This is a genomic window from Xanthomonas sp. NCPPB 3442 (assembly GCF_056725145.1).
In genome coordinates, this window is record NZ_CM161514.1 from 1,745,914 (window position 1) to 1,757,481 (window position 11,568).

Genomic DNA, 11,568 nt, shown 5'->3' on the forward strand with positions numbered 1-11,568 from the left:
GCCACCGAGCAGCAGCCGTTCGGCCTTGGGCGGTTCCGCACCCGGGCGCAAGGCAACGGTTTCAGCCAGGCGCGTTGCGGCCGACCTGAACCGGCGACAGGGCTGCTTCCCGCCGGCAGCCAGAACGCTATACTGCCGGCCGGGGAGTACCTTCCAATCGCAGCCTAGGGGAAAAGCAGCGCATGGATATCGCTGAACTATTGGCGTTTTCTGTCAAGAACAAGGCATCGGACCTGCACCTGTCTGCAGGGCTGCCGCCGATGATCCGTGTCGATGGCGATGTCCGTCGCATCAATATTCCGGCGTTGGACCACAAGCAGGTGCACGCGCTGGTGTACGACATCATGTCGGACAAGCAGCGGCGCGATTACGAGGAATTTCTCGAGGTCGACTTTTCGTTCGAAATTCCGTCGCTGGCGCGTTTCCGCGTCAATGCGTTCAACCAGAACCGCGGCGCCGGCGCGGTGTTCCGTACCATTCCGTCCGAAGTGCTGACGCTGGAAGACCTGGGCTGCCCGCCGATCTTCCGCCAGCTGATCGACCAGCCGCAGGGCCTGATCCTGGTCACCGGCCCGACCGGCTCGGGCAAGTCGACCACGCTGGCAGGCATGATCGACTACATCAACAAGAATGAGTACGGGCACATCCTCACCGTCGAGGACCCGATCGAATTCGTGCACACCTCGCAGAAGTGCCTGATCAACCAGCGCGAAGTGCACCGCGATACCCACGGTTTCAACGAGGCGCTGCGCTCGGCACTGCGCGAAGACCCGGACATCATCCTGGTCGGCGAATTGCGCGACCTGGAAACCATTCGCCTGGCGCTCACCGCCGCGGAAACCGGCCACCTGGTGTTCGGCACCCTGCACACCAGCTCGGCGGCCAAGACCATCGACCGCATCATCGACGTGTTCCCGGCCGGCGAAAAGCCGATGGTGCGCTCGATGCTGTCCGAATCGCTGCGCGCAGTGATTTCGCAGGCACTGCTGAAGAAGGTCGGCGGCGGCCGCACGGCGGCGTGGGAAATCATGGTCGGCACCCCGGCCATCCGCAACCTGATCCGCGAGGACAAGGTGGCGCAGATGTATTCCTCGATCCAGACCGGCCAGCAATACGGCATGCAGACGCTGGATCAGCATCTGCAGGACCTGGTCAAGCGCAGCCTGATCACGCGCAACCAGGCACGCGAGTACGCCAAGGACAAGCGGATATTCGAGTAGCCGGGATTCGGGATTCGGGATTGGGGATTCGCAACTGCGATTTCCCGTGCCGGACCCGCTCTTGCCAATCCCGAATCTCCACTCCCGAATCCCTGCTCCAGAGGAGCACGCCATGAGCACCATCGACTTCACCTCCTTCCTCAAGCTGATGGCGCATCAGAAGGCCTCGGACCTGTTCATCACCTCGGGCATGCCGCCGGCGATCAAGGTGCACGGCAAGATCAGCCCCATTACCCAGACCCCGCTGACTGCGCAGCAGAGCCGCGACCTGGTGTTGAACGTGATGACGCCGTCGCAGCGCGAGGAATTCGAAAAGACCCACGAGTGCAATTTCGCCATCGGCGTATCCGGGGTCGGGCGTTTCCGTGTGAGCTGCTTCTACCAGCGTAATCAGGTGGGCATGGTGCTGCGCCGGATCGAAACGCGCATCCCCACCGTGGACGAGCTGAGCTTGCCGCCGGTGATCAAGACGCTGTCGATGACCAAGCGCGGCATCATCATCTTCGTCGGCGCCACCGGAACCGGTAAATCGACTTCGCTGGCGGCGATGATCGGCTACCGCAACCAGAATTCCACCGGGCACATCATCACCATCGAAGATCCGATCGAATTCGTGCACAAGCACGAGGGTTGCATCATCACCCAGCGTGAGGTCGGCATCGACACCGACAGCTGGGAGAACGCGTTGAAGAACACCCTGCGCCAGGCGCCGGACGTGATCATGATCGGCGAGGTGCGCACCCGCGAAGGCATGGACCATGCGATCGCATTCGCCGAAACCGGCCATCTGGTGCTGTGCACGCTGCACGCCAACAACGCCAACCAGGCGATGGACCGCATCATCAACTTCTTCCCCGAAGATCGCCGCAACCAGCTGTTGATGGACCTGTCGCTCAACCTCAAGGGCGTGGTCGCGCAGCAGCTGATTCCGACCCCGGACGGCCGCAGCCGTCGCGTGGCGATGGAAATCATGTTGGGCACGCCGCTGGTGCAGGACTACATACGCGACGGCGAGATCCACAAGCTCAAGGAGATCATGAAGGAGTCCACCAACCTGGGCATGCGCACCTTCGACCAGAGCCTGTTCGAGCTCTACCAGGCCGGCGAAATCAGTTACGAAGATGCGCTGCGCTACGCCGACTCGCAGAACGAAGTACGCCTGCGCATCAAGCTCTCGCAGGGTGGCGATGCCAAGACCTTGTCGCAGGGCCTGGACGGCGTGGAAATTTCCGAAGTGCGCTGAGTCGCGCGCGGTCGCGCCGGTGACTCAGTTGCCCGCTCCCCTCCAAGGGTGAGCGGGCGCCCCGTCCTCATCGTGCCATGCCAGTGTTTTCAACCTGTATATTCCTTTCGGCTGACGCTGCGTGCGCCATCTGCCTGACTGGGGGACAGTGCCTCCACTTGATGGGGAGCATCGTCGCGGACGCCATGCAGACTGACATGTGCGCCGGGGGCATCGGTGCGGAATACTGCTTCCTTGATGCCTTTCAGGGTGGAGTCTTCGACCGTGACGTGTGAATCGATGTCGGTGTGTCCGCCGTTGGTGCGGAACACCTTGCCGGCTCCGTTCACGCTGACGTTACGCAACAGCACATCTGCCGCCTGGTTGTCCTGGATCACCTTGTCGGAGGCATTGTCGAAGGAACTGTCGAGGATTTCGATCTTTGGACGCGCCGCCAGGCAGCTGGCAGGCGTTCCGGCAATGCGCGAGTCATGTTCCCGGTTGCCAGGGCCGTCGATGGTAATCGCATCCTCGCTGACGTTCAGGTTGTGGACGTTCTTCAGCGTGGCGTCGCCGAGCAGATGGATGCCGTCGCCGCCCCCGCTCATCCGCACGTTTTGGAGGGTGCCGCCTTGTTCGACGACGAACATCGGTTGCTGGTGCTCGGACTGCGAACCATCGCCGATGCCGGACCCGCCGACGTAGAGATTGTTGTGTCCGTCGAACACCTCGCCCTTGTGAACCACGATCGGACTGTTGACGTTGATCGTGCGACCGCTCCCCACGGGGCCGCTGCCGGTGACGGTCGAGTGAGCGGATTTGTCGGAATGGTCGGACGTCTCGGGCGTGGTGGCGAGGAAGTTGTCACCGCCGCGTCCGTTCCTGCGACCGCCATGCTCGTTGCCCTCCCCTTGGCCATTGGACGTCCCATGGGAAGGCGAAGGGTTCCAATCGTATTGCGACGTGTTTTGAGGTTGGAATTGGGTCTGTATCAACCGCTGTAGCAATTCCGACATCAGCATAATGATCGTGTCGGAAAATGCGGGCTGCTTCGTCTGAAGCGTGTGGTTGAGGAGTGGGTTAGCACTGATATAGGGGTTGATTGAGGAAATCATCTGAGGCTCTCCCATCGTGGTCGGCTACTCGACGATCATCGTGCGTGCTGATTGTGCTGATCGATGCCAAGCCGAAGTGCGGTTGCGTGTAGCGAAACGAGCGCGTCTGGCGCGGTATGTCCGCCCCAGTGCGCAGTGTGTTGGCCAAAGACATCCAGGGCGATGGCGCTTGCGGCCCTGGTGCCTCGCTGGGCCTGACGGCATTTGCCAAGAGCGGGCCGATGATCGGCGGCGATGCCGGGATGGGGTTGCTGTGCCGCACGAATGAGCTTCGACGCGATGCTCATGCTGGTCGCCTTCTTCGTGCTGACCCCGGACAAGGTGCTGTATTCGGCCGTTGGCGCCTTGATGCTGAGTCTGGTGCTGATGTTCAATCACCGCCCGCACCGGTATATGGGCGTGTGATGCGTGCCGAAGATCGCTCGCATGGCGCGTCCGGGAGCGGCCAACCATCGCCGCGTGTAGCTGTCAGCGGGCGCGGCTGGCGCGCCCAGGGCCGCAGCGTGCCAGCGATGCGTGCCGCTTTCCGTGCACCGGCCAGGCCCGCCTGGCGTTAGCACCGTCGTTTGTCAGCAGTTCTAGGTGTTTTAGCGTGCCGGGCAGTTGGTAGGCAGCTGCAGCCGTTGCATCAACCCGCGCGCATCGAACGGCGCATGCACCTTCATGTCGTTGTCGAAATAACAGTACACATCGCGCATTGCGCGTTTGCGGGCGCGTGCGCCGACGCGGGCTGCATCGTCCGGTTCGGCTCCGCCGGCCCACGCGGCGATGCGTGCTGCCCAGCGATCCAGTGCGGTGTCGCTGTAGCCGCTGGCGTACAACTGCGCATCGCCATGCAGACGCACATAGACAAAATCGGCGCTGACGTCCTCCAGGTACGGGAATTTGCCTGCGGTGTCGGCGACCACCACCGCGACATTGTGACGCCGCAGCAGGCGCATGCAGGCTGGATCGCAGAAGCTGTCGTGACGCACTTCCAATGCGTGACGGATCGGCCGATTGCGATCGATTGCCAGGGCGCTGCGGCCCTGCATCAGCGCGGTGTCGCGCTTGCGCGCCCGCGCCAACGCGGCCTCGCTGTCGCGCGGCAGGCTGCCTAGAAATGCGTCCAGCAGCTCGGCATCGAACCGGAGTGTCGGCGGTAGCTGCCAGAGGACCGGGCCCAGTTTGGCGCCCAGCCGCAAGATTCCCGAAGCAAAGAAGTTGGCCAGCGCCTGCTCGCAATCGCGCAGGCGCTTCATGTGGGTGACGAAGCGCGGGCCCTTGACCGAAAAGACGAAGTCCTCGGGCGTTTCGTCATGCCAGCGCTGGAAGCTGTCCGGACGCTGCAGCGAATAAAAGGAGCCATTGATTTCCACGCTGGGAAAGCATCCCGCGGCGTATTCGAGCTCACGCCGCTGGGCCAGGCCAGCCGGATAAAACGTGCCGCGCCAGCGTGCGTAACGCCAACCGGAAATGCCGATGCGAATAGCCATGACCCCGAGCATTTCGCGTGCGCCGTGCAAGAGGTGTCTAGCCGCGCTGGACCGTGCGCGCTTTCGCCGGCATCTGCGCCTGCAGCCAGGGCGGCGCCAGTGCCCGGATCTGCGCAAACACCGGGCACCGGGTATGGTGTGCGCCGGGCAGGTAGCCCAGGCTCATCAGGAACTCGCCGGTGATTTCGCCGCCGGTGAAGCGGAAGGTCTTCTTGAACAGCTTGACCCAGGCCGGTTTGTCGAGCGGGTGGTGGGCGTCCAGCCACTGCGCGAAGCTGCCGTGCGTGGCGCGTAGCGCCTGGATGACCTGTGCATTGTGGATGGCCGCCAGCACCTTGAGGCGATTGCCGATGATGCCGGCATCGCCCATCAACCTGCTGATGTCCTGGTCGCCATATGCCGCAACAGCGTCCACGTCGAAGCCGTCGTAAGCCCGCTGGAAATTGACGCGCTTGCGCAGGATGGTTTCCCAGCTCAGTCCGGCCTGGTTGATCTCCAGCACCAGCCGTTCGAACAACTCGCGTTCGTCGCGCTGCGGAAAGCCATACTCGTGATCGTGGTAGTGGCCATGGACCGGATGGCCTGGGGCGATGCTGCAGTAACCGCTCATGTGGATGCCTGTGGTTGTGGGGCGAGGCTTGCCAGTCGCGCGCCGGTCGCTGCCGTGGCGGGCGAGCGGCAGTAGCGCAGAGGCCGGGAGGCCGTTTGCGCCGCTGCAGCGCTGCAACTCGCACGCATCGCGGTCAAGCTGAACGTGTCGGTCAGGCGCCGCATGCGGTCTGCCGCGAAGGCTGCCGCATCGGCGGCATCGCACGTTTCCGGCGCCGGCAAGGCCCAGTATGGCAGCGGCTCTGCGCGCGGCGAAGCGAACGGCTAGAATGCGGCCATGTCTGTTTTGCCCACGCCTCTGGCCAACCAACTGCTGATTGCGCTTCCGGCGCTGTCCGACCCCACCTTCTCGCGCAGCGTCGCGCTGATCTGTCAGCACGACGAGAACGGCGCCATGGGCGTGCTGGTCAACCGGCCTTCCGAATACACCCTGGGCGAAGTGTTGTCGCAGATGGGCATCGACACCGACGATGAGCCGCTGCGCGAGCAGGTCGTGCTCAGCGGCGGGCCTGTGCATCCCGAGCGCGGTTTTGTGATCCATGACGATGCGCGCGAATGGGATTCCAGCCTGGAAGTGGGGCAGGGCGTGTTCCTGACCACCTCGCGCGACATCCTCGAGGCGATGGCGGCCGGCAACGGCCCGCGCAATGCGCTGGTCGCGCTGGGCTGCGCGGGTTGGGGTGCCGGCCAGCTGGAATTCGAGCTGGGCGAAAACAGCTGGCTCACCGCGCCCTCGGATGCCAACGTGCTGTTTGCGACCGCGCTGGAAGATCGCTGGCAGACCGCTGCCGGGCGTATCGGCGTAGACCTGTTCCGGCTCACGGATTATTCCGGGCATGCCTGAGGCGGGCGCGATTCGCCCCGATGGCACGGTGCTGGGCTTCGACGTGGGGTCGCGCCGGATCGGCGTGGCGGTCGGAACCGCGCTCGGTGCCGGCGCGCGCGCGGTGGCCGTCATCAATGTGCATGCCAACGGCCCGGACTGGGTCGCGTTGGACCGCGTGTACAAGCAGTGGCGACCGGACGGCCTGGTGGTTGGCGACCCGCTCACGCTGGACGACAAAGACCAACCCGCCCGCAAGCGCGCACACGCGTTCGGCCGCCAGCTGCGCGAGCGCTATGCGCTGCCGGTTGTCCTGATCGACGAGCGCTCCAGTTCGGTCGAGGCTGCGCAGCGTTTCGCGCGCGAGCGCGCGGATGGGCGCAAGCGCCGCCGCGACGCCGAAGCACTCGATGCGATGGCCGCCGCAGTGATCGTCGAACGCTGGTTGGCCGCGCCCGACCAAGCCACCTCTCTTCCTTGACTCCCGACCTGCGATGACCACCATGCAACTCGATTCGGACGGACGCCTGCGCCACCTGCTCACCCTGGAAGGACTGCCGCGCACCACGCTGCTGCAATTGCTCGACCGCGCCGGCCAGATCCGCGATGCGGCGGTGGGGCGCGTGGGCAAGCGCAGCGTGCTGGCGGGCACGGCGGTGTGCACGCTGTTCTTCGAACCCTCCACGCGCACGCGCAGCTCCTTCCATCTGGCGGCGCAGCGGCTGGGCGCGGACGTGCTCAATTTCGATGCATCCACCTCATCCACCCGCAAGGGCGAAACCGCGCGCGACACCTTGAAGAATCTCGAAGCGATGGGCGTGCGCGGCTTCGTGGTGCGTCACCCCGAGGACGGCGCGGTGGAAGCGCTGGCGGCCGCCGCGGGCGAGGGCACCGCGTTGATCAATGCCGGCGACGGGCGTAGTGCGCATCCCACCCAAGGCCTGCTCGACATGCTCACCCTGCGCCAGGCCAAGGGCACCGATTTTTCCAAGCTCAAGGTCGTCATCGTCGGCGACGTCAAGCACTCGCGTGTGGCGCGCTCGGACCTGCATGCCCTGCGCACGCTGGGCGCTGGCGAAATTCGCGTCTGCGGCCCGGCCAGCCTGCTGCCGGACGACGGCATACTGGAGGGCTGCGTAGTCGGCCAGGATTTCGATGCCATGCTCGAAGGTGCCGACGCGCTGATGATGCTGCGCCTGCAGCGCGAGCGCATGGAAGAAGGCCTGGTGCCCTCGCTGGAGCAGTACCACACCGAATATGGTCTGACCCGCGAGCGTCTGGCGCGCGCTGGCCGCGACGCCGCGGTGCTGCACCCGGGCCCGATCAACCGCGGCGTGGAAATCACCGATGAAGTGGCCGACGGGGCGCAATCCTGCGTGCTGCGGCAGGTTGCCAATGGCGTTGCCGTGCGCATGGCCGTGCTGGAAACCCTGCTCGGCTAAGCGTGGCTACGCCGTCATATCGTGAGTCGCTCCAGGAGCGGCGCCCCCACCGCGCAACCAACGCGCGGTGGCCTTTGATCCATGAAGCGTCGATTGCGAAGAGGCAGCCGCTTCTCGCCGAACGTACACCGTGGTCGGTCGCGCGGTAGCGTTCGATGCGCAACATCATGCGTGCAGACAAACAGTCGCTTGCTGCCTGAGGTGCCTGGCGGTCTGCTCTTGCGAATCCCGAATCCCGAATCCCGAATCCCCGCACCACCAGCTAACACCCTCTCACCTATCGTGAGCGCTCCTTTCAGCGCAGGAGATCGCAATGGGTATTTCACGTCACGCCACCGCCCACTGGGAAGGCGACCTCAAGACCGGCAAGGGCCAGCTCAGCACGCCGCAGAGCGGCTTGATGGACAACACCCGTTATGCCTTCAGCAGCCGCTTCGGCGACGAGAAGGGCACCAATCCGGAAGAACTCATCGCCGCCGCGCATGCCGGCTGTTTCACCATGGCGTTGTCTGCGCAGTTGACCGAAGCCGGTTTTCCGCCGGCCTCGCTGGACACGCGCGCCGATGTGGATCTGTCGATGGAAGGCGGCCCGCAGTTGTCGCAGATTCGCCTCAAGCTCAAGGCCGTGGTGCCCGGCATCGACGAGGCCAAGTTCCGCGAGCTGGCCGACGCCGCCAAGAAGAATTGCCCGGTCTCCAAGGCACTGAGCGCGGTGCCGATCAGCCTGGAAACCGAGTTTTCCAGCTAACGCCAATACCGCTGCGACGCGTCGGCGCAAACGCCCGGCGCGCGCAGCTGGCGGCAACCTGAATACGGCTTTTTGCGGACGGTTTGGTTCAGTGCGGTTTCACTGGCGCAGGACGAGCATCGGCAGCGTGTCCTCCCTATGAAGCTGCCGCAATGAAAACTCTCGTGCTTGGTGCTCTGGTGATGGGTCTGGCCGTGGCGGGCAATGCCGCGGCGCAGCGCTATGACAGCGGCTACCGCGATTACGGCCGCAGCGGCTACGAGGATGGCCGTTACGAATATGCGCGCGTCGTGCGCGTGGATCCGATCATCGTTGCCGACTCGTACAACGAACGCACCAGCGAGCGTTGCTACGATCGTCCCGCCGACGGTTATTACACGAGCAACGACGGGTATTACCGCGACGGCGGCTATGCACAGGCCGGTGTGTCCAATCGCGGCGTGGCCAGTGTGATCGGTGGTATTGCGGGTGCCGTGCTCGGCAGCCAGGTCGGCGGCGGCAATGGTCGTCTGGTCGGTACCGCCGTGGGCACCATGGCGGGCGTCGCGGCGGGCCGTTCGATCTATGAGGCCAATCACCGCACCTACCAGGGCAACGTGAGGGTCTGCGAGCCGGTGTCCTACCGCCGTGAACGCGACCGCGTGGATGGCTACGACGTCACCTACGAATACGCCGGCCGCATGTACCACACGCGTAGCGATTACAACCCGGGCGACCGAATCCGTGTGCGTGTCGACGTGCGCCCCGACTGATCAGTGCCGGATGCATGCGGTGCCGCTGGTGGTTCCGGCATCGGGCTAAACAGAACGCTGCGGGCAACCGCAGCGTTTTTGCGTTTGGCGGAGCGATTGCCGGCAGCAATGGCGCGTCAACCAGGCGTGGGCGCTGATCGATGCGAGGCGCCTTGCTGTTTCACCCAAGCGCCGATGCGCGGTGCACCGGCGGTGATCAGAAATTGGCAGCACCTGCAGGCCACCCGCTGCGTTGAATCCAGCGCAGCAGCGCTGCTGCCGCCCTAAGCCCAGTCCAGCGTGCCGCGAATCACCGTCTGCACCTGGCCACCCGACCACACGTCGCCGTCGGCATCGATATGCAGTTCCAACAGGGCATCGAAGCCGATTTCGCGGCCCTGGCTGACGGTGTAGCGACGGTCGGTGCCGGGCAATGCGTCACGGCTGTCCAGCCATGCGGCGAGGACCGCATTGGCCGCGCCGGACGCCGCGTCTTCGAAGCGCCGGCCATTGCCGACGAAGGCTCGTACTGCCAGTTCGTAGGCGCCCGGTGCGCCGGCGCGTGCATACGCAAACACGCCCATGCTGCCGGTGGATTCTGCCAACCCGGCAATCGCGTCCCAGTCCGGCTGCAGGCCGCGCAGCGCGGCTTCGCTTGCCAGTTCCACCACCCACCAGGTGCGGCCGCCGTCCATCAGCGCAGGCGGCAGCCTCCCCAGCGGCCAGCCCTGCAAGGCATCGCGCAGGCGCGGATCGTTGGCATCCACCTGCTCGGCCACGCGTGCGCGTGGCGTGCGGATCGCGATGCTGCGGTGGCCGCCGCGCTGCTCCACACGCAGCGGCAACCGGCCGGCGATGCCGTCCTGCACCAGGACGCCATCCTGTGGTGCGGCCAGGCCGGCCTCGAGCACGGCATGCGCAGTGCCCACACTGGGATGGCCGGCAAACGGCACCTCCTTTTGCGGCGAAAACATGCGCAGCCGGTAGCTGCTGTGCGTGCTTTCGGCGGGAAAGACGAAGGTGGTCTCCGGCAGTTTGGTCCAGCGTGCGATGGCCTGCATCGCCGCATCGTCCAGACCCTGCGCATCCAGCACCACCGCCAGCGGATTGCCGCTGCCGGGGCGGGCGGAGAACACATCCAGTTGCAGGAAACGGCGAGTGGTCATGGGCGTCGATCCGCAGTAAAGGCGCGGCAGCTTACCAATCGATGCGGCCGTCGATCACCTGCAGCGTCGCTCCGCCAATCCAGACTTCGCCTTCCGCGTCCACCTCCACCTGGACGCGGCCGTCGCGGCCAACCTCGCGGCCCTGACTGGCGACGTAGCGCGACTGCGCTCCGGGCAGGCGGCACTCGCCATGCAGGCGGGCGGCAATACAGGCATTGGCGCTGCCGGTGACCGGGTCTTCCGCAATGCCATCGCCCGGGCAGAACGCGCGGACGGCCAAGTCGGCATCGCCATCGTGCACGGGCGCGTAGATGGCCAGGCCAACGGCGGCGCTGGCCTGGGTCAGGCGCGCAATGGCGGCAAGCTCCGGGACTGCCTGCCGTATCGCCTGCGCGTCGGCCAATTCCAGCAACCACCAGTTCGGGCCGTTGTTCCAGAGTGCGGCCGGCTGCGCGCTGACGCGCAGGCCAGTGCAGGCGCCACGCAGCGCCTCGGCGTACGTGTCGCCCGTGTCGATGGCGCGTGCGCGCGGGGCGCGCAGCCGCACCAGCAAGGCGCCGTGCCGGTCGAACACGTCCACCGGCAGCACGCCGGCCGCGCATTGCTGGCGCAGCCGGCCGTCGGGCTTGTACGCGGTCACGCCGTGGGTCACCGCCGCCCACGCGGCACCGACGCTGGGGTGGCCGGCAAACGGTAGCTCGGCACGTGGGGTGAAGATGCGGATGTGGTAATCGGCATCGGGCACGCTGACCGGCAGGAAGAAGACCGTCTCGGACAGATTCAGCCACGCGGCGATCTGCTGCATCTGCGCAGACGACAACGTCTCTGCATTGAAGACCACGCCCAGCGGGTTGCCGCTGCCGGCCCGGGCGGCGAAAACATCCAGTTGCAGATAGCGGTGCTTGCTCATGGTGGGGACATCTCGATCGAAGGAGGGGCGCGGCGATGGTTGCAGTGCAAACCGATACGGCAGTGGACGTGGCGACCGGAACGCTGTGATCGCACGCGGGGTCATGT

At 65.3% G+C, this 11,568-nt stretch carries 13 protein-coding genes; 7 read left to right on the forward strand and 6 right to left on the reverse strand.

What is annotated here, in order from left to right:
• Positions 1–182: 182 nt before the first annotated feature.
• On the forward strand, positions 183–1,220 hold the full coding sequence (locus tag AC1POX_RS07440) for a type IV pilus twitching motility protein PilT (protein ID WP_003489919.1): 1,038 nt from the start codon (positions 183–185) through the stop codon (positions 1,218–1,220).
• 112 nt (positions 1,221–1,332) lie between these two features.
• Positions 1,333–2,463 (forward strand): PilT/PilU family type 4a pilus ATPase, encoded by a 1,131-nt coding sequence (locus tag AC1POX_RS07445; RefSeq protein WP_003489921.1) that lies wholly within the window; start codon positions 1,333–1,335, stop codon positions 2,461–2,463.
• Positions 2,464–2,552: 89 nt separating this feature from the next.
• On the opposite strand, the gene AC1POX_RS07450 is transcribed toward AC1POX_RS07445, so the two are convergent.
• From AC1POX_RS07450 to AC1POX_RS07465, 4 genes are all read right to left on the reverse strand, one after another.
• Entirely contained in the window at positions 2,553–3,557 is a 1,005-nt protein-coding gene (locus AC1POX_RS07450) for a pectate lyase (protein ID WP_372356915.1), read from the reverse strand.
• A gap of 35 nt (positions 3,558–3,592) precedes the next feature.
• Positions 3,593–3,844 carry a hypothetical protein gene (locus AC1POX_RS07455; RefSeq protein ID WP_162010796.1) on the reverse strand — a complete coding sequence of 84 codons (252 nt, stop codon included), beginning with the start codon at positions 3,842–3,844 and terminating at the stop codon, positions 3,593–3,595.
• Positions 3,845–4,144: 300 nt separating this feature from the next.
• Positions 4,145–5,062, reverse strand: coding sequence for a DUF72 domain-containing protein (locus AC1POX_RS07460; protein ID WP_372356916.1), 918 nt, complete (start codon positions 5,060–5,062; stop codon positions 4,145–4,147).
• 7 nt (positions 5,063–5,069) lie between these two features.
• Positions 5,070–5,642: a DNA-3-methyladenine glycosylase I gene (locus tag AC1POX_RS07465; RefSeq protein WP_372356917.1), complete on the reverse strand. Its 573-nt coding sequence runs from the start codon at positions 5,640–5,642 to the stop codon at positions 5,070–5,072.
• 276 nt (positions 5,643–5,918) lie between these two features.
• Between AC1POX_RS07465 and AC1POX_RS07470 the strand changes: the two genes are divergently transcribed.
• From AC1POX_RS07470 to AC1POX_RS07490, 5 genes are all read left to right on the forward strand, one after another.
• Positions 5,919–6,485, forward strand: coding sequence for a YqgE/AlgH family protein (locus tag AC1POX_RS07470; RefSeq protein WP_003489930.1), 567 nt, complete (start codon positions 5,919–5,921; stop codon positions 6,483–6,485).
• Positions 6,478–6,945 (forward strand): Holliday junction resolvase RuvX, encoded by a 468-nt coding sequence (ruvX, locus tag AC1POX_RS07475; protein WP_008571823.1) that lies wholly within the window; start codon positions 6,478–6,480, stop codon positions 6,943–6,945. The genes AC1POX_RS07470 and ruvX overlap by 8 nt, the downstream gene beginning before the upstream one ends.
• Before the next feature lie 13 nt (positions 6,946–6,958).
• Positions 6,959–7,906: an aspartate carbamoyltransferase catalytic subunit gene (locus AC1POX_RS07480; protein WP_029819889.1), complete on the forward strand. Its 948-nt coding sequence runs from the start codon at positions 6,959–6,961 to the stop codon at positions 7,904–7,906.
• A gap of 313 nt (positions 7,907–8,219) precedes the next feature.
• Complete coding sequence (locus AC1POX_RS07485) at positions 8,220–8,654, forward strand: OsmC family protein (protein WP_005913281.1); 435 nt, start codon at positions 8,220–8,222, stop codon at positions 8,652–8,654.
• A 152-nt stretch (positions 8,655–8,806) separates the two neighbouring features.
• On the forward strand, positions 8,807–9,406 hold the full coding sequence (locus AC1POX_RS07490) for a glycine zipper 2TM domain-containing protein (protein WP_372356918.1): 600 nt from the start codon (positions 8,807–8,809) through the stop codon (positions 9,404–9,406).
• Positions 9,407–9,669: 263 nt separating this feature from the next.
• Here AC1POX_RS07490 and AC1POX_RS07495 read toward each other — a convergent pair whose 3' ends face one another.
• On the reverse strand, positions 9,670–10,551 hold the full coding sequence (locus AC1POX_RS07495) for a PhzF family phenazine biosynthesis protein (protein WP_372356919.1): 882 nt from the start codon (positions 10,549–10,551) through the stop codon (positions 9,670–9,672).
• Between the two features lie 31 nt (positions 10,552–10,582).
• Positions 10,583–11,461 (reverse strand): PhzF family phenazine biosynthesis protein, encoded by an 879-nt coding sequence (locus AC1POX_RS07500; protein WP_338334168.1) that lies wholly within the window; start codon positions 11,459–11,461, stop codon positions 10,583–10,585.
• Positions 11,462–11,568 lie beyond the last annotated feature (107 nt).